Annotated in this window: 19 protein-coding genes; 9 read left to right on the top strand and 10 right to left on the bottom strand. The window is 36.5% G+C overall.

Features of this window, described 5'->3' with window-relative positions; genetic code table 11:
• Nucleotides 1–126: 126 nt before the first annotated feature.
• The 7 genes from BT999_RS01485 to rdgC form a co-directional block, all read right to left on the bottom strand.
• Nucleotides 127–528 carry a response regulator gene (locus BT999_RS01485; RefSeq protein ID WP_072695756.1) on the bottom strand — a complete coding sequence of 134 codons (402 nt, stop codon included), beginning with the start codon at nucleotides 526–528 and terminating at the stop codon, nucleotides 127–129.
• A 162-nt stretch (nucleotides 529–690) separates the two neighbouring features.
• Complete coding sequence (locus BT999_RS01490) at nucleotides 691–3,993, bottom strand: hybrid sensor histidine kinase/response regulator (RefSeq protein WP_072695759.1); 3,303 nt, start codon at nucleotides 3,991–3,993, stop codon at nucleotides 691–693.
• A gap of 25 nt (nucleotides 3,994–4,018) precedes the next feature.
• A complete protein-coding gene (gene rarD / locus BT999_RS01495; RefSeq protein WP_072695761.1) occupies nucleotides 4,019–4,951 on the bottom strand; it encodes an EamA family transporter RarD in 933 nt (310 codons plus the stop codon).
• Between the two features lie 107 nt (nucleotides 4,952–5,058).
• Entirely contained in the window at nucleotides 5,059–5,613 is a 555-nt protein-coding gene (locus tag BT999_RS01500) for a hypothetical protein (protein ID WP_072695763.1), read from the bottom strand.
• A 121-nt stretch (nucleotides 5,614–5,734) separates the two neighbouring features.
• The gene (locus tag BT999_RS01505; protein ID WP_072695764.1) at nucleotides 5,735–6,574 is read right to left on the bottom strand and encodes a tetratricopeptide repeat protein; all 840 of its coding nucleotides are present in this window, start codon (nucleotides 6,572–6,574) and stop codon (nucleotides 5,735–5,737) included.
• A gap of 120 nt (nucleotides 6,575–6,694) precedes the next feature.
• Nucleotides 6,695–7,243, bottom strand: coding sequence for a hypothetical protein (locus BT999_RS01510; protein WP_072695766.1), 549 nt, complete (start codon nucleotides 7,241–7,243; stop codon nucleotides 6,695–6,697).
• 36 nt (nucleotides 7,244–7,279) lie between these two features.
• On the bottom strand, nucleotides 7,280–7,894 hold the full coding sequence (gene rdgC / locus BT999_RS01515; RefSeq protein ID WP_072695768.1) for a recombination-associated protein RdgC: 615 nt from the start codon (nucleotides 7,892–7,894) through the stop codon (nucleotides 7,280–7,282).
• Nucleotides 7,895–8,202: 308 nt separating this feature from the next.
• On the opposite strand from rdgC, the gene fdnG reads away from it, so the two are divergent.
• From fdnG to BT999_RS01535, 3 genes are all read left to right on the top strand, one after another.
• Complete coding sequence (gene fdnG, locus BT999_RS01525) at nucleotides 8,203–11,226, top strand: formate dehydrogenase-N subunit alpha (RefSeq protein WP_084650538.1); 3,024 nt, start codon at nucleotides 8,203–8,205, stop codon at nucleotides 11,224–11,226.
• A gap of 10 nt (nucleotides 11,227–11,236) precedes the next feature.
• The gene (locus BT999_RS01530; protein ID WP_072695774.1) at nucleotides 11,237–11,953 is read left to right on the top strand and encodes a 4Fe-4S dicluster domain-containing protein; all 717 of its coding nucleotides are present in this window, start codon (nucleotides 11,237–11,239) and stop codon (nucleotides 11,951–11,953) included.
• Nucleotides 11,954–12,122: 169 nt separating this feature from the next.
• Entirely contained in the window at nucleotides 12,123–13,433 is a 1,311-nt protein-coding gene (locus BT999_RS01535; RefSeq protein WP_072695775.1) for an SPFH domain-containing protein, read from the top strand.
• A 647-nt stretch (nucleotides 13,434–14,080) separates the two neighbouring features.
• On the opposite strand, the gene BT999_RS01540 is transcribed toward BT999_RS01535, so the two are convergent.
• Nucleotides 14,081–14,275, bottom strand: a complete 195-nt coding sequence (locus BT999_RS01540) for a hypothetical protein (protein ID WP_072695777.1) — start codon at nucleotides 14,273–14,275, stop codon at nucleotides 14,081–14,083.
• A 93-nt stretch (nucleotides 14,276–14,368) separates the two neighbouring features.
• Between BT999_RS01540 and BT999_RS01545 the strand changes: the two genes are divergently transcribed.
• Both BT999_RS01545 and BT999_RS01550 read left to right on the top strand, forming a co-directional pair.
• Nucleotides 14,369–16,456 carry a peptidase U32 family protein gene (locus BT999_RS01545; RefSeq protein ID WP_072696112.1) on the top strand — a complete coding sequence of 696 codons (2,088 nt, stop codon included), beginning with the start codon at nucleotides 14,369–14,371 and terminating at the stop codon, nucleotides 16,454–16,456.
• A gap of 171 nt (nucleotides 16,457–16,627) precedes the next feature.
• On the top strand, nucleotides 16,628–17,074 hold the full coding sequence (locus BT999_RS01550; protein WP_072695779.1) for a tRNA (cytidine(34)-2'-O)-methyltransferase: 447 nt from the start codon (nucleotides 16,628–16,630) through the stop codon (nucleotides 17,072–17,074).
• Between the two features lie 49 nt (nucleotides 17,075–17,123).
• Here BT999_RS01550 and BT999_RS01555 read toward each other — a convergent pair whose 3' ends face one another.
• Entirely contained in the window at nucleotides 17,124–18,062 is a 939-nt protein-coding gene (locus BT999_RS01555; protein WP_072695781.1) for a GGDEF domain-containing protein, read from the bottom strand.
• Nucleotides 18,063–18,107: 45 nt separating this feature from the next.
• Nucleotides 18,108–19,103, bottom strand: coding sequence for a carboxylating nicotinate-nucleotide diphosphorylase (nadC, locus tag BT999_RS01560; protein ID WP_072695783.1), 996 nt, complete (start codon nucleotides 19,101–19,103; stop codon nucleotides 18,108–18,110).
• 122 nt (nucleotides 19,104–19,225) lie between these two features.
• Here nadC and mgtE point away from each other — a divergent pair, with 122 nt between their 5' ends.
• From mgtE to clpA, 4 genes are all read left to right on the top strand, one after another.
• On the top strand, nucleotides 19,226–20,602 hold the full coding sequence (gene mgtE / locus BT999_RS01565) for a magnesium transporter (RefSeq protein ID WP_072695785.1): 1,377 nt from the start codon (nucleotides 19,226–19,228) through the stop codon (nucleotides 20,600–20,602).
• 45 nt (nucleotides 20,603–20,647) lie between these two features.
• Nucleotides 20,648–21,262, top strand: a complete 615-nt coding sequence (locus tag BT999_RS01570; protein ID WP_072695787.1) for a class IV adenylate cyclase — start codon at nucleotides 20,648–20,650, stop codon at nucleotides 21,260–21,262.
• 18 nt (nucleotides 21,263–21,280) lie between these two features.
• Nucleotides 21,281–21,616, top strand: a complete 336-nt coding sequence (locus BT999_RS01575) for an ATP-dependent Clp protease adaptor ClpS (protein ID WP_072695789.1) — start codon at nucleotides 21,281–21,283, stop codon at nucleotides 21,614–21,616.
• 229 nt (nucleotides 21,617–21,845) lie between these two features.
• Nucleotides 21,846–24,182: an ATP-dependent Clp protease ATP-binding subunit ClpA gene (clpA, locus tag BT999_RS01580; protein ID WP_342741850.1), complete on the top strand. Its 2,337-nt coding sequence runs from the start codon at nucleotides 21,846–21,848 to the stop codon at nucleotides 24,180–24,182.
• The last annotated feature ends 2 nt before the right edge of the window (nucleotides 24,183–24,184 follow it).

Raw genomic sequence — 24,184 nt, forward strand, 5'->3', positions numbered from 1 at the left:
ATTTAATCGGTTTTCAACTCTAAATTTATTAAGATTTACCTGTAAAAGATTTATCTATCCAAGATTTATCTATCCACGATTTATCTAATAGATATTTTTGAGTTGAATTTTTATAAAAGTTAAGTTCTATGACAATACGAGACCTAACGAACTCATTTCGTTTAACAATACTTCTTTGGAAATTGGTTTTGTTATATAGCTTGTTGCCGCTCCAAGGAAAAAGGCATCATGCAAAGCTTCGTTATTTGAAAGCCCGGAAACCATAATAACTTTAACAGCATCTTTTGGGTCTACACCACGTTCTTTTTCTATTTGTCTTATTTCTTGCAGGCATTTTTGACCGTCCATATTAGGCATAATAATGTCCATAGTGATCAAATCGTAAGCTTCGCCTTCTTTAAGTGCAGAGTGAAAAGCCGCCACGCCTTCTTCTCCGTCTGTTGCAACATCAACCGAACCATATTGAGCAAGCATCTTTTGTAATATTTTTCGGCTAGTAAAGTCATCATCAACGATGAGAATTCTCATGTTTTTCCTCGTAAAAAATTATGATTATATATAGCAATCGAAATATTTGGAATATTGATATATTTATTTTTGATAATAATGATATATATTATATCAAGAGTTATTCCAATGGTCAAGCTGTTACTTGTTTATAATAACGGTATAGTTTAGTTTAGTTTTTTGTTATTGTTTAAGTATATTGCTTTCTTTGAGTATTGCTAAAGCATCATTAAAGTTAAAGACCGCCAGTTTATTTTTTATTGCAATGAGCGTTTCTTCATCAATATCTTGTTGTAAGGTCGGGTAAATTTCATCAAAAAGATAGATACTTTCAAGGTCTTGTGCTGTTAACAGTTTTTCAAGTTGTTGAATTTTGCTTTGTAACTCTTCCGGAGAAAGAGATTTGTCATTGTTTTTATTGGCTTGTGCGTCATAGTTGCTAAAGATAGCTTGATCGTTTTTATCAGGCTGAATTTTAGCTAAGATTTTTTCGAGGTGTGTTAAGGCTTCGTCAAAACGTGAACTTGTGATTAGCTCTTGAATTTGATTTGTCTCTTTTTCTCCGAATATCATCAGATCAGGTATGGTGTAATTGAAAAATTCTTTTGCACCAAGGCTTTTGACTTGTAAAAGTTGAACCAAAATATTTATTGATTGTTCGGAAAAGTGTACCTTATTTTTTATATGTTGTGCTAAAACTTGAGGAGCTTGCGAGATTGGTTTTTTTGTTTTCTGTTTTGTCCATTCCAATATTTTTTGATATAAATTTTCTACGGTAATTGGTTTTGAAATATAGTCGTTCATTCCGGCATCGAAAATATTCTGCTTTTCGTCGGTTAACGTATGAGCTGTCATTGCGATTATCGGCAACTTATTGAATTGTTTTTGTGTTCTTATTTGAGTTGCGGCTTCATAACCGTTCATAATGGGCATTTGAATATCCATTAAGACTATATCATAATAGCTAGGGCTTTGTATTGATAAGCTGTCTAAACAAGCTTTACCGTTTGGAGCTATATCAACAATAGCACCCACATTTTCAAGTAAGTCTCGAGCGATTTCTTGGTTGACCTTATTATCTTCGGCCAACAGAATTTTAATATTTCTAAGTAAGTTTTCGTCAGAATTATTGATTAGCGTTGGGTTTGTGTTAGTATTGGCGAGGGATATCTGTTTTGAATAATTTGGAAACAAGATATTCAAAAGTTCGTTTAACGCTTGATGTGTAACCGGTTTTTGCAATATTCCGTCTATTAATTTTCTTTCATCAACATGCTCAATATGTGTTTTTTTTGCTTCTTGGTTAAGCAGGACTATTTTCGGTATGTTGAACCCTTTAATTTTTTCCAAAAAGTTTTCTATTGCCTGATAACAACCTTTATTTTCAAGGCGATTGGCAATAAACAACAGTTTATATTCCGATTCTTTTCCGACGGTATTTTGTAAGAAAATATCTGCGATTTCGTCTGGATTTGCGGTTAGCTTATATTGAATTTGCAGATCTTTTAATCTAATTTGTAGGGCGTTTGCATCGGTAGCATCAGGTTCAATAACAAGGGCTTTTATTCCTTTGTAAGAAGCAGGCGTGGCGTCTGATGTAAGCGTGTTTTCGGCTATTCCAAGACTTAGCCAAATTTGAATATGCGTGCCTTTGGGGGTGTTGTTGATATGAAGTTCTCCGCCCATTAGTGCAATTAAGCGTTTCATAACCGCTATTCCAAGACACATATTGTCTGAGCCGGTGTTTACTTGGTCGTTTTGATTGTCTAAGAAAAAGTTTTTTACGCTTTCAGGTAAACCAACGCCACTATCTTTAACCTCAAGGCTTAAAAGAGCAATATCATCAATTCTCTCTATTAAGCGACAAGTTACAGTGATATTTCCTTTATGGGTAAACTTAACGGCGTTTGAACACAAACCAGATAAAACTTGTTGCATTCTTGTTGGGTCGCCGATTAGAGTTGAGGGTACGTTGGTTGGAATATTACAGGTAAAGGAAAGACCTTTGTCTCGTGCCAATTTTGCACTTTCTTCGGTTGCTTTATCAATAATATTTTTTAGATTAAAGGCTATTTTTTCAACGTTAAGCTTGCCTGCCTCTATTTTAGCTAAATCAAGTATATCGTTAATCAAGCTTAATAATGAGGTTCCGGCAAGGTATATTTTTTGAATATAACTGTGTTGTCGAGGGGTTAAATCTGTTTTTAAAGTAAGGTATGCCATGCCGATGATAGCATTCATTGGCGTACGAATTTCATGGCTCATATTGGCGAGAAATTCACTTTTTGTTTGAGATGCGTTTTCTGATTGTACTCTGGCTTCTTTTAGTGCTTTATGTTGAATATTTAGGTAAGTACTTAAGGAATTAAAAGTATTTTCAAGTTCGCCGACTTCATTTTTGACATAATCATTTTTGTCTGTTTCTTGGTTGTAAATACCGTTGTGAATATTTTTCGCTAATTTTAATACGGAGTATAGAGGGTGCATAATTAGTTTGTATGCTCCCAAAAGCCCGATACAAACAGCTATAAGCGTTGCAATTCCAAAGAACAATAATTCTTCGGTAAAGTTTTTCTTTGCTTGATTATAAGAGGCATTATTGGCTATTCCAATAAGTATATATAAGTAAGGTTCGTTTCCGCCTCGAGTTGTTAAATTTTTATAAGTAACAAATTGTTTTTTTTGGTTTTTCATTAAGTAATAGACGCTTGCATCTTTTTGGGTACGCTTTAATATTTCAAGCTCTTCTCTATCAATTCTTTCTCCCGGTTCAATCTTGTTTTTTGTGTTTTTTGAGATGATCACAGCACCCGTACTATCCGTTATCCTTAAAGAGAATACGTTTTGCTGTATTTTTTCGTCTTCTAATAGTGTGCTGTTCGTTGTGGCAAGCGTGTTTGTTTCTTGATTATTTTGATCGTTACCTAGTGATAGATATCTTAGCTTTGTATCTAATGCCGTAAAAGCACCCAATATGGCGATTGTTTCTTGATTTTCTGATAATACGGGATATAGCGACAATAAAACTTTTTGTTTTATCTGGTTTCTCTCTATAAAATTTCCGGTAACCGGTGAGTTTGAAGAAAGTGCTTTGTGGATCAGGGAAAAATCTTCCGGAACAAGCTGTGTTTGTTTTGTACCTGAACTTAGTACTTTTCCATTAGTATTTAATAAAAAAATATCTTGAAAGTTAGAGTTGTTTTCTATTATCTTTTTAAAAATTATATCAAGGTTTTGTGTCTTTAATTTTTGTACATTTTGAATTTTCGATAGGGCTTCGAGCATGTTGTAAGTTGTTCGAAAACGTTTTTCTATTTGTTCACTGATGTTTGCTAATTGAGCTTGGGCTTGTTGTTGCGTTCTTTGAGTAAAAGAAAGGTTTCGGTTAATCCCTGAGTATAAAATAATAAGCAAAGACGGCAGAATAGCAATAAGTAATATTACTAATATTGTGCGTTGAACAGAGCCTATTAACAGTTTTTTCATTGATAAAATCCGAAATATTGTTTTGTTAAGATATAATTTTATTTATAACAAGTCTTCTTTTAAATGTATATAATGAATCAGCGGTATATATAGCAAGGGCTGTCCAGATACATAAAAAGGTAATTGCCATATGAATATTGAACGTTTCTTTAAAGATAAAAAAACCGACTAAAAAGGCGAGACTTGGGGTTACATATTGAATTAGCCCCAAAGATACAAACGACATTTGTCTTGCGGCGTAAGCATACATAAGTAATGGAACAGAGGTTATTACTCCGCTAAATATTAACAAAAGGTGGATGGAAGAGGGAACATGAAAAAAAGTGGCACTACCTTTTATTTGCAGAAATATTAACCATAAAAATGCAGGAATTGCAAATATTGTTGTTTCTAAAAACAAGCCGGGTAATGACTCTACGGCAACTTTTTTTCTCATCATTCCGTAAAAACTGAAAGAAATAGCTAAAGATAATCCGACAATCGGTATTGTTCCTTGAGCGTATAGTTGATAAAACACCCCACAAGCGGCAATAACAATAGCAAAAGATTGCACTCTATTCAACTTGTTTTTAAAAAAGATAACACCAAGAACAACGTTAATTAAAGGGGTTATAAAATATCCAAGGCTGGCATCAATAATTTGATTGTGGGTAACCGCCCAAATATATAACAACCAGTTAAAGGTTAAAAGCCCCCCGCTAGTAAAGACCGATAACAAAATCATATTGTTTTTCAGCAAGGCATAGCTTTTTTTTACTTCTTTTCGCCACAATAAAATAAAAAATAAAAATATAAAAGACCAAAAAATACGATGAGCCAAAATTTCAAGCGAGTTAACAGTATCTAGAGCATGCCAATAAATAGGCAACGCCCCCCAAATAAAAAAAGAACCAAAGGCGGCAAGCCAAGGAAGGCGAGAAGAAAGAGGGGGGTTGGCTTTTGATACTGTTTCTTGCATTTTTGTCTCGAGATATAAAGAACTAAAACCATCACAAAATAAAAAATATTGTGCAATGGCTTTAGTTTGCGATTTATTTGGGTTTTATTCAGAAAATTGTTGTAAGGTTATTTTTTGAAAGAGCGTGAAAAAAGTTCTTTAATAGCGTTTTTTCCGGCATCATTTAAAAAGCGTGTTCCGGTTGCCGTAAATTCTTTGTGTTGAATTTTAGGTGGATCTATACTAAACCAAGCTTCTTTTTGCCAGTTAAACCAACCATTTTTGTCTTGGTCAAAAACGAATAGGGGTTTATTGCATATTTTTGCATATTCAGCACCCCAACCTGTTCCGCCTTTTACAGTCAGATCGTCTAAAATAGTTCCAACAACAAAAACTTCATGTCCGCTTGAAATTTGCCAACAAATTGATTGCAACAGTTTTCTGAAAAGCGGAGCTTGTGTATATTCTCTGTTCATAAGTTTAGATACATAAGTTAGGCTAACGTCTTTTAGCGTTAACTCTTCTGAGCTTAAAACTTTAACCCCTCTGGTACGTTCTGATTGATGTCCGTCAAAACTGTAGTTTACTTCGTTTATTCCGTATTCTTCAGCCAAACGTCCAAAAAAATCTTCTGTTCCGCTTGCACCACCGCTAAAAACCGTACAATCTTTTGCATTCAACATTGTTTACTCCATACAACTAAGGGTTTATTTCTTATGTCATAAATAATAATGATATACTTAAATTTCAACCTAAAACATAGCTTGAAAAATAGCAAGTTTATCCGAGATTATTTCTATAAAATTAAAAAGCTCGATTATTTTGTCTTTTGTTTTTATTTGAAGGTTGTTGTGGTAATGGCGGTTTTTGGGGTGTGTTGTTTTGCAGTCTTATTTCGACTACTTTTTTGTTTGGATATAAATCAAGTATTGAGTGGAAAAGTTTTTGTGCTTTTTCGTTTTTGCCAAGTTGCTCTGCTACGTCTGCTAACATAAAGGTTGCCATTACTCTTGTTTGTTCTGAAACACTTTTTTCCCCAAGTAGTTTTTCAAGCGTTGTTTCCGCTTCGGGTAACTCTTCCATGATCATTAAGGCATCTGCCAATTCATAAAGGCATAAACTTTTTGTTTCATCGCTGACATTAAGGTTTAAACAGTATTTTAAAGCTTCTCTTGCTGGTTCAAACTCTAAGCGTCTTAGATAAGCTGTTGATAGGCGTCTGTAGGCGAGGGCTTTTTCTTCTGAGCTTGCTCCGTGATCTTTTAATATTTTAACCCAAACTCTTGCCGAATCTTCCCACTTTCTTAACTCATGGTATTTTTCGCCGAGTTTTAAGATAATTATTCTAGATTTTTTTGGGTTTTCTTCAAACTCGACCAACATGGTTTCAAGTATTTCAATAGCCAGCCTTTCATCTTGTTTTATATCGATTGTTAAATCCAATAAACTGTTCCAAGCTTCCCAGCGTTTTGTTCCGTCGGGATAATGCCTAAGGTAACGATCGAAACATTTTTCGGCTTCGATATAGTCTTTTTCGGTGAGGGCCTGTTGTGCATCAGAAAGCTCTTGATTGGGGTTTTGTTCTTCTTTTAAACAGCCCAAAAGGCTAAATAGGCATATAAAGATAATATAATATTTTTTCATTATTTTGCGAGAGGCAAGTTGTTTGTTTTTTGGTAAGGTTACGTTTATATTATTTAAAGGTCTTAGAAAACGTTAGAGATGATTTTTTCTAAACGTTTAAGCATCTAGGCATCTAAGCATCTAGGCATCTGGTCTTGCTTTGATCCAGTTACGAATTTTAAGGTTTTCTTCGGTCCATTGTTCGGAAAGGCGTAACTGTAAGAACTCTTTATAAATATAATCCAAAGCATTTGTACAGGTTTCGATTAAATAGATTTTTTCTAAAAAAATGGCATCAGCGTCATCATCTTTATCGCTTTTGTCTATTGTTGGTGTTTTGAGTGAGTTTATGCTGAAATCGTTAGCTTTTAAAGTAAGTTGCCATGCTTCTTCTATGCGTTCTATTGAAATTAAAGCTTTGGTAACTTTTTTCCCTGTGGCTAAACCAAGACGTGCTTCTTTTAAAGGAGACGCCGCCCCGGATACGCTGGCGGTTTCTCTGGCTTCGCCTTCTCCTCCTTCAACGACCAGTCTTTGACCAACATTAATAATAAACGCACCACCGTCAAAACCTTTTGAGGCCGGTGCATCAAAAACGTTGTTTGTGTCTGTTTTAAACCAAAGCCAAGTAAGAAATTCTTGTCCTAAAATAAGGTCTGTGCTTTGTCCGAGGTAATCGCTATTGCTCATATCTATCTCTGTTTGTGAAAAGTTTTATTGTTTTTATTAGGCAAAAGAGCTTGCGCTTAAATAATCCAAAGAATTTAGTGCAGTATCGCCGAGTAGGTGGGCAGCCAAGGAATAAGGAGTTAAAAGTTCCAAGTGAAGATTAAATGACTTTGTAAAATATTCCATAAACAAGTCGATAATTTTTTCTTGAGTTGAGGCAAGATAAATCATGTTTTTTTCTGTGTTCCAGATAATGTTAAACTCTGCGGGAATCGGTAAAAAACGGCTCATTAAGCGTAAGTGGACTTGTTCTTTTAACTCTTTTTTTCTTTCACGCGAGATAAACTTTCGCCCTTGTTCTTTATTTCTTTGTTCTTCTTCTTTTAAGGCAAGCATAAGGTGTTTTTTCATTACTCCGGCGGGGATACGTCTTGTATCTATACGCAAAGAGAAGCAAAAATAATGTGCTTTTTCCGGAGGGCTTTCTTGCCAGCTTGTATCAAGCATATCATCAAAATTAACCCAACCAAAAGACCGTTCAACAGCAATTTCATCTATATCTTTAAAAGAGTGTTGAATTAAAAGCTCAGGTATTTGGCTTAGTTTTTCGTTTGATACTTCTTCTGTGATTTTTAGTCGGCTAAAGCCTGTGCTTGAGGCAGTAAAACCCATAATGTTCTCCTATATTTTATAAGGCGTTGGAGTATATACTTTTTGCAAATTAATCTTACAACTTGAGTGAGCTTTGTTTATTTATAATACTAATTTGTTTTGTATGATCTTTTTTTAGAATAGCTTTTTACTTATGGCTTGTCAAAATCTTTAGTTTATGTAATAATGATTTTAAGAAATAGTGGCGTGTTTAATTTTTTTATATATTCTTTTTTGTGAATATAACAAGTAATGAGCCATTTTTATTTTAATAACGCATGTTTTGCCGAATTACTTAAGATTGGCTTGTCAAACGCGAGGAGTCTTTTATGGCAGTTTCCAGAAGATTGTTTCTTCAACTGTCTGCCGGTACAATTGCTTATACTGCTTTTGGCGGTTTAGGCATTTCCATGGCGCAGACAGAGGCGAAGATTGAGCAGTTTAAATTAAAAGGCAGTAAGGCAACCACTAGTGTTTGTTGCTATTGTGCCGTTGGTTGTGGTCTTATCGTCAATACGGCGGAAGATGGCAACGGCAGAACTATTAATGTAGAGGGCGACCCAGATCACCCTATCAACGAAGGTGCTTTGTGTGCTAAAGGTGCCGCTGTTTGGCAGTTGGCAGAAAACGATATGCGTACAAAAAAACCTTTGTACCGTGCAGCATTCAGTGATGAGTGGAAAGAAGTTGAATGGGATTGGGCTCTTAACGAAATCGCTAAAAAGGTGAAAAAGACCCGTGATGAAAGCTTTGCCGAAAAAAATGCAAAAGGCGAAGTTGTTAACCGAACCGAAGCTATCGCATCTTTAGGTTCTGCCGCACTTGATAACGAAGAGTGTTGGGCTTATCAATCATTTTTACGCTCCTTAGGCTTGGTTTATATCGAACACCAAGCCCGTATCTGACACAGCGCAACTGTACCGGCTCTGGCAGAGTCGTTCGGACGTGGGGCAATGACAAATCACTGGAATGATATAGCAAACAGTGATTGCGTATTAATTATGGGTTCAAACCCAGCAGAAAACCACCCAATTTCTTTTAAATGGGTAATGAAAGCACAAGAAAGAGGGGCGAAGATCATTCACGTTGACCCACGCTTTACTCGTACTAGTGCAAAATGTGATTTCCATACTGCTTTGCGAGTTGGTACCGATATCGCATTTTTAGGTGGTATGATTAAATATATAGCTGATAATAATCTTTATTTTAAAGATTATGTTCTTAACTATACTAATGCCAGTTTTATCGTAGGTAAAAAATATAGCTTTAAAGACGGTTTGTTCTCTGGTTTTGACCCTAAGACTCGTCGTTATGATAAGTCTACTTGGGCTTATGAAATGGACACAAACGGCGTTCCAATGCGTGATCTAACGCTTAAAAACCCACGTTGTGTTTGGAATTTAATGAGAGAACATTTTAAACGTTATACACTTGATGCCGTTAGCAGTACCACCGGTACTTCTAAAGCAGATTTAGAAAAAGTTTATAAAACGTTTGGTGCTACAGGACAACCTGATAAAGCAGGAACTGTTATGTATGCTATGGGTTGGACTCAAAAAAGCGTTGGCGTACAAAACATTCGTACTATGGCTATTGTCCAATTATTACTTGGTAATATTGGTGTAGCCGGTGGTGGAATTAACGCCCTACGCGGTGAATCTAACGTACAAGGTTCAACCGACCAAGGCTTGCTTGCTACTAACTTGCCTGCTTATTTGTCTGTTCCAAAGTCAACTATGGTTAGCCTTGAAGCATATAATAAAGCTCGTACTCCCGTTAGCAAAGACCCACAAAGTGTTAACTGGTGGAGCAATACGCCTAAATATATGGCAAGTCTTATTAAGTCAATGTATCCTTCCGAAGATCCGGCGGCTGCTTACAACTGGTTGCCAAAGCTTGATGCGGATAAAAAAGATACAGAATATTTCTGGTTGGCTCTTTTTGAAAGAATGTACAATAACGGATTTAAAGGCCTGTTTGCTTGGGGTATGAACCCTGCCTGTTCCGGTGCAAACGCAGGTAAAAACCGTATTGCTTTAGGTAAGCTTGACTGGCTTGTTAACGTAAACCTTTTTGAAAATGAAACCAGTTCATTTTGGAAGGGACCGGGACAAGATCCGTCTAAAATTAAAACAGAAGTTTTCCTCTTGCCGTGTGCTGTTTCTATTGAAAAAGAAGGCTCTGTTGTTAACTCAGGTCGTTGGGTACAGTGGCGTTATCGTGGTCCAAAACCATATGCGCAAACTCGTCCGGACGGCGATATTATGTTAGAACTTGCCAAAGAAATTCGTAAGCTCTATAAAGAAGAGGGCGGTAAGTTTGTTGACCCTGTTCTTAAGCTTGATATTGAATCATGGGAAGAACATAACGAGTTTTCACCTATAAAAGTAGCCAAAATAATGAATGGTTATTTTACTAAAGATATTGAAATCGCAGGAAAACAATATAAAGCCGGTCAACAAGTTCCGTCTTTTGCATTACTGCAGGCTGATGGTTCAACAACTTCCGGTTGTTGGGTTATGACCGGTTGCTTTACTGATGCCGGTAATATGGCCGCACGTCGTAGCAAAGATCAAACTGAGATGCAGGCAAATATTGGTCTTTTCCCAAATTGGAGTTGGGCATGGCCTCTTAACCGCCGTGTTCTTTATAACCGTGCGTCTGTTGACTTAAAAGGTCAACCTTTTAACCCTAAAAAACCTGTTATTATCTGGAAAGATGGAAAATGGGTTGGCGACGTTGTTGACGGTGGCGGAGATCCGGGTGCTAAACATCCGTTTATTATGCAAACTCACGGAGTTGGTTCTTTATTTGGTCCCGGTCGTGAAGATGGTCCTTTCCCAGAACATTATGAAAGCATGGAATGTGCTGTTCCTAAAAATACCTTCTCTAAACAATTAAGTAGTCCTACTGCTTATTATATTGAGCGTGAAAAACCTAAAAAGGTTTGCGATCCTCGCTATCCGACAATCTGTACTACTTATCGCGTAACGGAACATTGGCAAACCGGTCTTATGACCAGACGTGTTGGTTGGTTGCTTGAAGCAGAGCCTCAAATCTTCTGTGAAATGAGTCCTGAATTTGCCAAGATGAAAAAGATAAACAATGGCGATAAAGTAAACATCAGCTCCCCGCGTGGCAAAGTCTGGGCAATAGCCATAGTAACAGAGAGAATAAAACCCTTAAAAGTTCAAGGGCAAATTCTGCATACTGTTGGTATTCCTTGGCACTTTGGTTGGATCTTCCCTAAAAACGGTGGCGATTCTGTTAACCTGTTGACTCCGTCAGTGGGCGACCCAAATACGGGTATTCCTGAAACCAAGGCGTTTATGGTTAACGTCGAGAAAGCCTAAGGAGTGAATCATGGGAAAACTATTTTTTGTTGATTTAACTAAATGTACCGCTTGTCGTGGTTGTCAGGTTGCTTGTAAACAATGGAAACAACTACCGGCTGAAGAGACCAAACAAACCGGAACTCACCAAAACCCACCGGATTTAACATATAACACCTTAAAAATAGTTCATTTTATTGAAGGTAAATTTAACAATAAATTTGACTGGGTGTTTTTTCCTGAACAATGTCGTCATTGTTACGAACCTCCTTGTATGGGGCAGGCGAACCTTGATGATGAGGGAGCTGTTATTCAAGACGAAGCCACAGGTGCAGTCGTTTTTACTCCGTTAATCGCAAATACAGACGGAGCAAGCGTACGCAGTGCTTGCCCTTATGATATTCCACGTGAAGCAAAAGATAATAAAGGTGCTTCAAAGTGTGATATGTGTATTGACAGGGTAAGAGAAAATCTTCTGCCTGCTTGTGTATTAAGCTGTCCTACAGGTTGTATGCATTTTGGTGATGAAAAAGAAATTACCGAAATGGCAAACAAACGCTTGGCAGAAGTGAAAAAAGATTATCCTGATGCTGTGATTGGTGATCCAAGTTCAGTAAGGGTGCTTTATCTGTTCCAATATGACCCTAAAAAATATACGTCTCACGCCATAGCTGATGCGAGCGGTGTTAACCCTTTAAGCAGGCAAGAGCTTTTTGCAAAACTGTTTAATAGAAACAAACAAGCGTAGAACGTTATTTTTAACTAAAGATTAATATAAAAAGTATGTTTATTAGATTATTATTAGTTTAATAAACATACTTTTTTATTATGTTTTTTAATGTATTGTTTTCTGTTGTCGAACATGATACTTCTCTCTACTTGGTCATTATAATAAATTTTGGAGTAAAAATAAAAATATGCAAAAAACAATCACTATTGGTATTTTATTTGCCTTTTTAATTGGGGTGGTAATGTCTTCGACTTATTTATTTGAAAACGTTGCTGCGGGTAATATTTGTGTTATACAATCTCCGGTTTCAGGAGAGCTAACTGTTTATACCGAACCTGGTATAAAATGGCAGGGTTTTGGGCGAGTTACTTATTATCCTCGTTCTGGTGTTTATGAGTTTAATCAGCCAGTTGACCCTAATGACCCCAGTCAGGAAAAAGATTATGTTCCTCATTTAGATAATTCATTAAAAATTACTTTTAATGATGGTGGTGAGGCTTGGGTTTCTGGTTCTATTCGTTATGATTATCCTTTAACCACAGATCAAATCATCATTTTACATAAAATGTTTAGTGGGCATGAGAATGTTTTAAAGGGTTTAATTGAAAAGACTGTTGAACGCTCTGTTTATATGTCTGGTCCTCTAATGTCTTCTATTGATAGTTTTATGAGTCGTAGGGCTGATGTACCAAAAGTTATAGAAGATCAAGCCCGTTATGGTCTTTATGATGTTGTAACTAAAGATGTGCGTATAAAAGATGAATTTACTGGCGAAGAAAAAATAATTAAACAAGCTGAACCAGTTAGAGACCCTAAAGCACCAAATGGTTTAGCCAGACAAGAAGACTCTGTATTGTCTAAATATGGAATGGTTTTATCTAACTTTACTACAAATAATATTAGTTATTCTCCTCGAGTTCAAGAACGTGTCAATGCTTTGTTTGCGGCGGCTTCTGATATTCAGCTCGCTACCTTAAACGCTAAAAAAGCCGAACAAGACAAAAGAACAGCTGAAGAAAGAGGGAAGTCAGACGCAGTAACAGCAGAATGGAAGGCAAAAACCATTACCGCTGAAGAAACCGAAACTGCTCGCAAGATTGCTTTAGTACAAAAGATTGATGCGGAACGAGATAAAGATGTTGCTAATATTGAAGCGAATAAAAAACGTGAAGTAGCGGAACAAGAAAAAATTACTGCAAGTTTATATAAAGATGCACAATTACTTAGAGCCGAGGCTGATGCTACTTATAAGCGTAAGGTTATGGAAGCTGATGGTGCTTTAGCTCAAAAGCTTGATGCTTATAAATATGCCGTAGATAGATTTTCCAATGCGATTGCGAATTATCGTGGTGCTTGGACTCCGCAAATTGTTACAGGAAACAGCGGAGCCGGGCAAAATAATAATGCGGCTATGAATATGATGGAATTTTTATCTATTAAAGCAGCGAAAGATTTAGGTTTAGAAATGGGAATGGCAACCACCGAAAAAGCTCAATAAGTTAATAAACTTATTTTTTAAGGTAACTCGGCTTTTTATATGAACTTTTTGGTTTGTGTAAAAAGCCGAGTTTATTTTATTGTAAAACTATTAGGTTAGTTTGTTTTATTCTTCAAATTGTTACGTTAATTCGTTTTATTCTGAAAATTGTTACTTTAGCCCACTTTATCCTTAAAACTCTAACGAATGTCAGTTTTGTTTTTAAAATTCTTACGAATGTCCGTTTTATTCTTAAAACTCTTACGAATGTTGAAGAGGTGCAGAATAATATTTAAAACTGAGTACAATTATCAAGATATATTTCTTGTAATATCCCGAAAATAATTAGTTTTTAAAATAACCATTGTAATAAATTGCCGTTAAAAGGGACTATGGTGCGTTCAAACTTTTGATGCCGATAGGCATCAACGAATGCGTGATGCGTCGTGGGGTTAAGGGGCGACTAGCCCCTTATGTGGGGAATGCAAAGGGGAAAACATTTTCCCCGTGCCCGTCGGAGACGACCAGTAAAATTAATTTCGTGGGAGTGTTGGGGTTTAAATTTAATGATTATTAAAAAAACAGCACGTTATACAAACAAAAATATTTATATAAAATGCTGTTTTTCTAAGTAATGTTAGAAAATGGAATGATTAAGGCTGATAATACTACCAACTGATTGTTTGATGATGCACAGCATAACCATTTTCTTGTAATTCTTCAATCATGCTATCGGTTAAAGACAGTACATCATAGTTTGACAAATCAATGAAAGTATGACCTTGATCGGCTGCACTTTCAATAATTTTTTCAAATGGTGTATTATTTTTTAAAGCAAAAGACTCGTATCTAGCTATTTTCATTCAAAAATCCCCCCTAACATAAATATCCCCCCCCCAAACCCCAATCTATCCCTTGCCAAATTTCCAACTCATACCTATAATACCTTTATGTTAATAAATTCAAAACCAGAAATCCTTGCACCTGCCGGAGATACACCGGCTTTTTTAGCGGCTATGGCCGCTGGTGCTGACGCTATTTATCTAGGCTTAAAACACTTTTCTGCCAGAATGCAGGCACAAAACTTTTCTTTAACTGAGCTTTCTCGTTTAACCGAGTTAGCCCATAGCGAGAATCGCCGTGTTTATATCGCCCTCAATACCTTATTAAAACCAAGCGACCCTTTACCCGCCGGGCGTTTACTCGCTCGTATAGCTCGTTTTTCGCCTGAGTGTTTACCTGATGCTTTAATCATTCAAGACCCCGGCGTGGGCTTAATCGCTCGCCAAGCCGGATATAGCGGAGAATTACATTTTTCTACTATTGCCAACGTTACCCACACAAAAGCTTTAGCAATCGCCCAAAACATGGGAGCAAGCAGGGTTATTTTACCTCGTGAACTTTCTATTGATGAGGTTAAAACCGTTGCGGCGGCTTGTCCTAGCGACCTTGAGTTAGAATTTTTTGTGCATGGTGCTTTATGTTGGTGTGTCTCAGGGCGTTGTTGGTGGTCTAGCTACATGGGCGGAAAAAGTGGCTTAAGAGGGCGTTGTGTCCAGCCTTGTCGCCGTGTATATAAACAAAAAGGTAAAGAAGGGCGTTTCTTCTCCTGCTTTGACCTTTCGCTTGGGCCTCTAACCAAAACTTTATTAGATATACCTCAGCTTTCTTCTTGGAAAATAGAAGGGCGTAAAAAAGGACCTCACTATGTATTTTATGTGGTAACCGCCTATAAAATGCTCAGAGATAACCCTGATGACCCCCAAGCTCGTAAAGAAGCGGAAGCAATTTTATCTATGGCATTAGGCAGACAAACAACTAAAGCCAGATTTTTACCCCAAGGACAACTTGACCCAACTCGCAACCCAACGCATACTCAAGTTGGAGCGGAACAAACTAGTTCCGGCTTATTTTGTGGGCGTTTAAAAATGGAAGATGACCCAAGTCAAACACAGTTTAAAAAAGGTAAGCTTAAAAAAGGCGAACGTCCTCAAGATATTAAAGTTGCTCGTTTTATTTTAAGCCCTCGTTTTAACTTGATTCCTCAAGATTATTTACGCATAGGTTATGAAGATGAACCTTGGCACGCAACTCAATCAGTCAGTAAAGTTTTGCCAAAAGGTGGAACTTTAACTTTTACTATTCCACGTCATAAATGGCCGAAAAATGGTACGCCTGTCTTTTTAATTGATAGAAAAGAGCCAGAGTTAATGGCCCTTTTAAAAGATTGGAATATTAAGCTCGATAAGTTTAAAGGCGAAGCCCCGGAAGACGTTGATTTTAGACTCGATATGCCTAGCGTAGCCAGATCTGAAAAACGTTATGAAATTTACCTCCAAGCGAATATTCCGCAAGGAAAAGCAACAAGAAGAGCGTTGCGTTCTAATAGTTTTATGGGTTTATGGCTTGGCCCTAAACCTTTACAAGAATTGTCTCGTACTTTGTTTGGGCGTATTTCTTGGTGGTTGCCACCTGTAATTTGGCCAAACGAAGAAGATCGCTGGGCTTTGCTTATCTCTAATGCGATACGCTCGGGTGCGAGACACTTTGTCTGTAACAGCCAGTGGCAACGGGCGTTTTTCCCGACTGGTGATGCAAAGCCAGAAGGCTTGTCTTTAAGTCTTGGACCGTTTGTTAATCTTGCGAATGCTTTTTCGTTGCAGAGTATGGCGGATCTTGGCTTTGAAAGGGCTGTTATTAGCCCGGAACTCGCTCAAGAAGATGTTTTAAGCCTGCCACATCAAAGCCCTTTACCTTTGGGTATTGTCTTAAGTGGATTTTTCCCTATGGGAATTAGTCGACATACGCTTGACCCTTTAAAAGCTGGCGAATTGTTTGCTAGCCCGAAAAAAGAAGCTTTTTGGTCTAGACGTTATGGCGAAAATACTTGGATTTATCCCGCTTGGCCTTTAGACTTAACAGAGAAACGCAATGAACTGGAAAAAGCCGGTTATAGTTTCTTTGTGCATTTTGAAGAAAATATACCAAAAGAGCTTGAAGTTCAGCGTACCAGTAGCTTTAACTGGGATATTGAACTGCTTTAATCAAAGTAAGACCATTGCAAAACTTTGTTTTGCGTACTTTTATCATCGTTTTATGCTCTGTATGCACATAGCATAAAACGTCTTAAGTCACAAAAGCCACTTTGAGTCTATTGTGCAATAGTCTCAAAGCTTTATTATTCATTATAATTAATTAAATAATATAAATAAATTATGCATATAGTACTTGTTGAACCTGAAATTCCGCCAAATACCGGGAATATTGCCCGTCTTTGTGCGGCGACTAAAACGCCCTTACACTTAATTAAGCCTTTGGGTTTTAGCCTTGAAGACCGCTATTTAAAACGAGCCGGGCTTGATTATTGGAAGCATGTTGAACTTAAAATCTGGAATTCGTGGCAGGAATATCGTGAAAATATGCCGAATCGTTTGGTTTTAAGTTCTGCACGCAGAGGGCAAGCGTTACATGAGTTTAAGTTTGAAGCCGATGATGCTTTGGTTTTTGGTTGCGAAACTCAAGGGCTACCTGAATATGTCTTGGAGTGTTCGGAACACAGAGTGCGTATTCCTATTTGGGGCGAAGTTCGTAGCTTGAATTTGGCTAACTCAGCAGGGATTATTTTATATCAAGGCTTACACAGTGCGGGGTTATTGCCTTAATTATTAACTGATTAAGAGCATATTATTTATATATAATAGTTATGGTGTGTTATTTCCCTTTTAGATTAACAACACCTATTTCTTTCATATGAGTTAAATGTTGTTCGGCTTTTGTTATAAAAGTTTGGGTGTTATCGCTTTCTTCAAAGTGAGAAAAGCCAATTGCCACTTTTACTTCCCCCATATCTTTAAAATAATGACTGTTGACAATTGCAAATAATTTGTCTGCCAGTAATTGAGTGTTGGTTGCGGAAGGACTAATAGTTAAAATCGCAAAAGTAGAAGAACCGTAGCGAATCAAAATGTCTTCTTCTCTAAGTTGATTTTGTAGTGCCGTATGAATTCTCAACAAAGTAATATCGCCGGCGTAATGTCCTATTCTTTCGTTTATTTCTTCCAAATTTACAAGTTCAACAAACAATAAAGATAAAAACAGCTTATTGACTTTATGAGAATGAATTAAACCATGCACCAAAGCATAAAGTTGAGCGTTGGTATAGCTTTTAAATACGGCGTCTTTTTTAACGTTGCGTGGTAATGTTTCTATTTCTAAATAATTCACATTTGTTTTTAAAAGTTCTTGTTTGGCGGCTTGTAATATTTCTATTCGTTTAATAAAGTTAGAGTCTAACCATCTTATAATAATAACTTTATTTTCGCCTTGAATTTCTCCTATTGCAAAAAGAGTATATTCTTTTCCGTCATATCCCGTTTCTGTCCAAATATTTGATTGAATATTGTTATCTGATTCTTGGATTGGTTCAAGGTCAGAACTATTAAAAAAATATTCTACATCTTCCATAAAATAAGCAAAAGTTTTTGAAAATTCCCAAGGTCTTTGAGAGGCGTCTTTTCCGTTATGAGAAAAAATTTGTAAGTAAAATTCAGGTATTGTTCCTAAAAGAACATAGTCCATAGGCTTACGTTGAAGTAAAACTACCATGCCCATATTTGCGATAACTTGTTCTATTACTTTTGTATGACTCATAATACCTGCTTGAAAGTTAAAAAGTAAAATTGTGCTCAAAAATGCTTATTTGTTAAAGTCAATTACCATGCTAAAATCAGATGCCGATGCTGAGTGGGTCAGGCGACCCACAGACACAAAGTTTGGAGCCGGTTTCAATTTGGCGATAAATTTAAGGCTGTCTAAGTTTATTCCACCGCTGATTTCGCTTTCTATATTTTCCGGAATAAGCTTTAAAGCCTGAGTCAATAAATCAAAAGAGTTTTCGTTAAAAGGTGGGGCGTTGAGCATATTGTCAAGCATGATACGTTCAACCTTAAGAGCTACCGCTTCTTTGACTTCGTCAAGCGTGCGACATTCTACTTCAATAGGAGGACAGTTTTTCGCATAAGTATTACGCAGTATTTCAACGGCTTTTGTGATACTTCCAACCGCATCAATATGATTATCTTTGAGCATTAACATTTCTTCAAGGTTTTTACGATGATTTTTTGCTCCGCCCATCAAAACGGCATATTTTTCAGGATAACGCAAGCCGGGGAGGGTTTTTCGCGTATCTAACAAAACAGTAGAACCCCCTTCCAATTCTTTTACATAAGTTCGAGTCAGCTTGGCTATGCCTGATAAATGTGTTATGAAGTTTAAGATTACTCTTTCTGCTTTTAATAAGAGAGAAGCAGAACCGCTTAAAGTGGCAACGATTGTTCCGCTCTTTACTAAATCTCCATCTTGGGCTAAAGCTTCCCAAGACCAACTTTGGTCTAAAGTGCAACTATCATTTATTTTTATATTGTCTGAATGCACATAATTAAAATTATAGTCGAGTACAGACTTCATAATTAAAGGAATAAACGCCAAGCCCACAACCGGAGTTTCTTCTTTGGCTTTAATAATGGCTTTTACTCTAGTTTCTTTAGTGTTTTTATTAGAAGAAGATAAGTTTGAAAATAAGGCAAAAGACCCTAGATCAACACCATCTTCTTCAACAGCAAGCTTAATACTTTTTTCTAAATATATAAAAGCATTACCTGTAAAAAAATCATCAAATTTGACTGATTGCATAAATACTCAACTTTTTAAATTCAGACATTATAAAATATATACTTTTTTAAAATTGTAACGTAAAAAACAAAAAAACACTCATAGCTTGTCGCTAAAAACATTGAAGGTTTAACGGAATTATTATGGCAGACTTAAACAATATACCAAACGAAGAAAAAAATAAAGTTATTCCGAAAACTCAAAATTACAGCTCTTCTGATTGTCTACAAGAGTTCAATGATGTTTCCGAGATTGAATACAGTCATGCCGCTGACCTCGCAGAACACTTGGAAACTCTTTCTCTTGAAAAACAACTCTGTTTATTAACAAGACTGCCTGTCTCAGAAGCCGCAGAAGCTGTTGCCGAACTTGAGGAACACGCCAGAATAGATATTTTAGAAAATATTGATCCTGATCTTGCCGCGAGTTTGTTATCAGAGATGTCGCCTGATGATGCGGCCGATGTTTTGGACGAATTGGAAGAAGCACACAGAGACCATATTTTAGATAATATTGATGCTGATGATGCCGAAGATATTCGCCACTTGATGGCTTTTGACCCTGATACTGCCGGCGGTATCATGAACATTGAAATTCTTATTTTAGAAGATTATATCAATGTTGATGATGCTATCACAAAAATGCGTAGTGAGATAGAAGACAAGGAAGTACCTTATTACGGTTATGTGGTTGACGAAAGTGATAAATTAGTTGGGGTTATTTCCTTAAGAGAGCTTTTAGTAGCAAAACACGGTACTTTAATTAAAGACATAATTAAAGAACAAAACCTTATTACCGTAACTTTTGATGTTGCTAAAGAAGAAGTCGCCAAACTTTTAAGCCATTATAACTTTATGGCTATGCCCGTTGTTGATAAAGAGGGTAGGCTTATGGGGGTTATTACCCACGATGATATTATTGACGTTATTACGGAACTTGCCAGCGAAGACCTTTTGAGTATGGTGGGTGCGGGTTATTCTGAAAGTGTTGATACTCCGTGGAAAGAATCTGTTAAAATGAGATTGCCGTGGCTGATGATGAATATGATTACTTCGAGCGTATCGGCGTATGTCGTTTATTTATTTGATGGAACTATTGCTCAAATGGCTCTTTTAGCCGTTCTGATGCCTATGGTTGCCAATCAGGCGGGGAATACGGGGCAACAGGCGTTGGCGGTTATGATTAGAGAGTTGGCAACCACCAGATTTGAAACAAAACGTGCTTGGTTTGCTGTTTTACGCGAGGGTAAAATAGGCTTTAGCAGTGGTATGATTTTAGGTTTTGTGATAAGTTTTGTCGTTGGATTTATTTTCAGTAATTATGCACTGGGTTTTGTTATGGGGGCTGCTTTGATTCTTGATATGCTTCTTGGTGCTCTTGCCGGTGCGTCAATTCCGCTAATTCTGAAAAGTTTAGGAAGAGACCCGGCTCAAGCTTCAAGCATTTTTCTCACAATGATTACTGATAGTGCCGGATTTTTTGTCTTTTTAGGGTTCGCAAGCTTATTTTTATTAAGTTAATATAATCAAAAAAAGGTCAATGTATAAATTTTAAGGTTAGAGTTTATGTCGAGAGAAAATGAACTGAAATTTAAAGTAAATGATTTCAGTGAAATAATTATAAAATTAAAAGAAAAAAACGCCAAATTTCTTAATCGCCACTTAGAATTTAACGAGATTTGGGATACTTCGGAATATTGTTTAAAAAAAAGTAAGCGTTTGTTAAGATTAAGAATTAACGAATTTTCAGATTGCCAAAAAGCTGTTCTAACCTTTAAGAAAAAACCACCTACGGAAGACATTTTATTTAAGAGCCAAGAAGAACATGAAACTCAAGTTGACAATATCGAAGAAACAAAAGAGATTTTACAAGGGCTTGGCTATAAACGAGTTTTAAGTTATCATAAACTGAGAGAAGAATGGGCTTTGAAAACAACATCTTACAATAATTGTATAATGGGCTTATGCCAACTTGATTATTTACCGCTTGGACATTTTTTGGAAATCGAAGCTCAAAATCCTGTTATTATTGCTTCTATTTTAGATTTAGATATAAAACAAAGCTTGCTTAAATCTTATCCTGTATTATTTAAAGAGAATGGTTTTAACCAAGGCTGTGTTTTTGATGAAAACGAGCTAAACTCACTGCGTAAAAATTTAACAGAAAATATTTCCTATTAGCTTATTAAAGAGTATGTTATGACGAAAAAATCAATTTATGATTTAGACAAAGATTTTGATTCTTTGTTGGATAATGAAATCTTACTTGAAAATGAATTAAAAGAACCGCTGATGTTTCGTGTTTTATTACATAATGATGATTATACCAGTATGTATTTTGTAACTGAAATTTTAATGGAAATTTTTAAAAAAACTTCCGAAGAAGCAAGAAATATTATGCTCACCGTTCATAAAAAAGGTATCGGCGAGTGTGGTATTTATACATTTGAAATAGCCGAAACAAAAGTTATGTTAGTAAAAAGTAGGGCGAAAAAAGCAAACTTTCCCTTACTTTGTACGATGGAAGAAATTTAAAAACTAAAACTAGAGACTATTACAAAATAGCCTCATAGTGTCTTACGATAGAAAGATACTTCAAAAATCACGAAAAAGGAAAATTTGTTTTTTCTGTAAAATGAGTGGTTTTTGTGCATTAAGGCGTTTTATGATTTGTGTCAACAGCACATAATACGATGACAAAAGAACGCAAAACATAGTTTTGCAATGGTTTTAACCAGATAAACAAATAAGATACGGTAACGATATGATATTAAGCGACAACCTTAAAACCGCTATTTACGTCGCCATTATTGAGGCACAAAATCGAGGACACGAAATATTAACCCTCGAACACTTATTGTTTGGCATTATCTCTGATGAACAAGGAAAACTTTTGCTCGAAAACAGTGGAGCTGATGTTGGATATATTCGTAAAAATTTAATAGATTTTTTTGTTATACATATGGAAAGCACAACCCCCAAGGAAGAGCTTGAACTTGTTAAAAGCCCTGCGTTTGAAAGGGTTATGCAACAAGCCTTAGAGCATAAACATTTTGCGGGAAAAACCACTATAGAAATCAGTGATGTAATTGTCGCTATGCTAGACGCAGAAGGTAGTTATGCCGGTTTCTTTTTACAAAACAGCGGTATTGATGCCCTTGAATATTTGCAAAATGCTTCTCATGGTGCGGAAAGTGAAGAGTTTAATAACGAAACAGAAGAATCAAGCGAAGATTATTCCGACAAAACAACAAAAAACAAACATCTGGAAACTTATTGTACAAACTTGAGTGAAAAAGCGGAAAATGGCGAAATCGACCCTTTAATCGGGCGTGTTGAAGAGCTAAACAGAGCGATTCAAGTTTTAGCCAGAAGGCGTAAAAACAATCCCTTGTTTATCGGCGACCCGGGAGTTGGAAAAACGGCCTTAGCAGAAGGTTTATCCTTACGCATAAGCCAAGGTAACGTGCCTGAAGAATTTTTAAACGCTAAACTTTATGCCCTTGATTTGGGTGCGGTTTTAGCCGGTGCAAAATATCGAGGCGACTTTGAAGGACGACTCAAGGGCGTTATCAATGAACTTAAACAAATACCTAACGCCATTTTATTTATTGATGAAATTCATACTATTGTCGGAGCCGGTTCTACGAGTGGAAACTCTATGGACGCATCAAATATTCTTAAACCGTTGTTAGCTTCCGGCAGTATTCGTTGTATAGGCTCAAGCACACACGAAGAATATAGAAATCATTTTGAAAAAGACAGGGCGTTAAACAGGCGTTTTCAAAAAATTGATGTCCCTGAACCGAGTCAAGCGGAATGTCTGGAAATTTTAAAAGGTTTAAAAGAAAAATACGAAGAACACCACGGCGTACATTACAGCCCGGCTTCTTTAAAAGCGGCCGTTGAACTTTCCGTAAGACACCTGCCCGATAAACTTTTGCCCGATAAAGCGATTGATGTGATTGATGAAGCCGGTGCGGCTTTAAGATTGTTGCGTTCATCACAAAACAAGGTAAAAGCGTCAGATTCATTGTCAGACATAAAAAACTCAATAACTCCAACTATTTCTGTTTCTGATATTGAAAAAATTATCGCAGGTATGGCACGTATTCCTTCTCGCCAAGTTACATCTTCTGATAAAACAAAGTTGGCAAAACTTGAAAATGAATTAAAAACTAATATTTATGGACAAAATGACGCTGTTGAAAAAGTTTCAAAAGCTATTTTACGTTCCAGAGCCGGCTTTAATACCGAACAAAGACCGATGGGTTCTTTTTTATTTTATGGTCCAACAGGCGTTGGAAAAACAGAATTGGCTCGCCAGTTGGCAAACACCTTAGGTATTGGTTTTGTGCGTTTTGATATGAGCGAATATATGGAAAAACATACGGTGGCAAGACTTATCGGTTCGCCTCCGGGATATGTTGGCTTTGAACAGGGTGGTTTGTTAACCGAGGCTATTCGTAAAAATCCATATACGGTCTTATTACTCGATGAATTGGAAAAAGCTCACCCTGATATTTTTAATATTTTGTTACAGGTTATGGACTATGCCTCTTTAACTGATAATACAGGGCGTAAGGCAGATTTTAGAAACGTTGTTTTAATCATGACTTCAAACGCCGGTGCGAGAGAAATGGCGGCAAAGTCTATTGGTTTTAGTCAAATTAGCCAAGATGATACAAGCAATAAAGAAAATTCTGATAACAAAGAAATTCGTTCAAAAGGTTTAAAAGCTTTAGAAACTATTTTTAGCCCTGAGTTTCGCAACCGTTTAGATGCGATGATTCCTTTTAATGCTTTGCCTCAAGGGGTTATGGAAGGTATTGTTAATAAATTCTTTGCCGAATTACAAGTTGCTTTAAATGCGAAAAAAATTCAACTTACTATGACCGACAACGCCAAGGCTTGGCTTGCTAAAAAAGGCTATGATCAAAGTCAGGGCGCGAGACCTTTACGCAGGGTATTTAGGGAAGAAATAGAAGATAAATTATCGCAAGAAATACTTTTCGGAAAACTTCAAAAAGGCGGAAAAGTAATGTTAGATGCAGACAAAAACTATTCACCCAAAACAGAACTTCTTTTTTCTTTTGCATAAAC

The sequence above is a fragment of the Desulfovibrio litoralis DSM 11393 genome, assembly GCF_900143255.1.
GTDB classification, from domain to species: domain Bacteria; phylum Desulfobacterota; class Desulfovibrionia; order Desulfovibrionales; family Desulfovibrionaceae; genus Frigididesulfovibrio_A; species Frigididesulfovibrio_A litoralis.

Coding starts and splice junctions, on each gene's coding strand:
- BT999_RS01485 (WP_072695756.1), bottom strand. CDS start 528: ATGAGAATTCTCATCGTTGATGATGACTTTACTAGCCGAAAAATATTA.
- BT999_RS01530 (WP_072695774.1), top strand. CDS start 11,237: ATGGGAAAACTATTTTTTGTTGATTTAACTAAATGTACCGCTTGTCGT.
- BT999_RS01555 (WP_072695781.1), bottom strand. CDS start 18,062: ATGAGTCATACAAAAGTAATAGAACAAGTTATCGCAAATATGGGCATG.
- BT999_RS01505 (WP_072695764.1), bottom strand. CDS start 6,574: ATGAAAAAATATTATATTATCTTTATATGCCTATTTAGCCTTTTGGGC.
- rarD (WP_072695761.1), bottom strand. CDS start 4,951: ATGCAAGAAACAGTATCAAAAGCCAACCCCCCTCTTTCTTCTCGCCTT.
- BT999_RS01490 (WP_072695759.1), bottom strand. CDS start 3,993: ATGAAAAAACTGTTAATAGGCTCTGTTCAACGCACAATATTAGTAATA.
- BT999_RS01500 (WP_072695763.1), bottom strand. CDS start 5,613: ATGTTGAATGCAAAAGATTGTACGGTTTTTAGCGGTGGTGCAAGCGGA.
- BT999_RS01510 (WP_072695766.1), bottom strand. CDS start 7,243: ATGAGCAATAGCGATTACCTCGGACAAAGCACAGACCTTATTTTAGGA.
- BT999_RS01540 (WP_072695777.1), bottom strand. CDS start 14,275: ATGAAAATAGCTAGATACGAGTCTTTTGCTTTAAAAAATAATACACCA.
- BT999_RS01570 (WP_072695787.1), top strand. CDS start 20,648: ATGTCGAGAGAAAATGAACTGAAATTTAAAGTAAATGATTTCAGTGAA.
- BT999_RS01535 (WP_072695775.1), top strand. CDS start 12,123: ATGCAAAAAACAATCACTATTGGTATTTTATTTGCCTTTTTAATTGGG.
- nadC (WP_072695783.1), bottom strand. CDS start 19,103: ATGCAATCAGTCAAATTTGATGATTTTTTTACAGGTAATGCTTTTATA.
- BT999_RS01575 (WP_072695789.1), top strand. CDS start 21,281: ATGACGAAAAAATCAATTTATGATTTAGACAAAGATTTTGATTCTTTG.
- clpA (WP_342741850.1), top strand. CDS start 21,846: ATGATATTAAGCGACAACCTTAAAACCGCTATTTACGTCGCCATTATT.
- rdgC (WP_072695768.1), bottom strand. CDS start 7,894: ATGGGTTTTACTGCCTCAAGCACAGGCTTTAGCCGACTAAAAATCACA.
- mgtE (WP_072695785.1), top strand. CDS start 19,226: ATGGCAGACTTAAACAATATACCAAACGAAGAAAAAAATAAAGTTATT.
- BT999_RS01550 (WP_072695779.1), top strand. CDS start 16,628: ATGCATATAGTACTTGTTGAACCTGAAATTCCGCCAAATACCGGGAAT.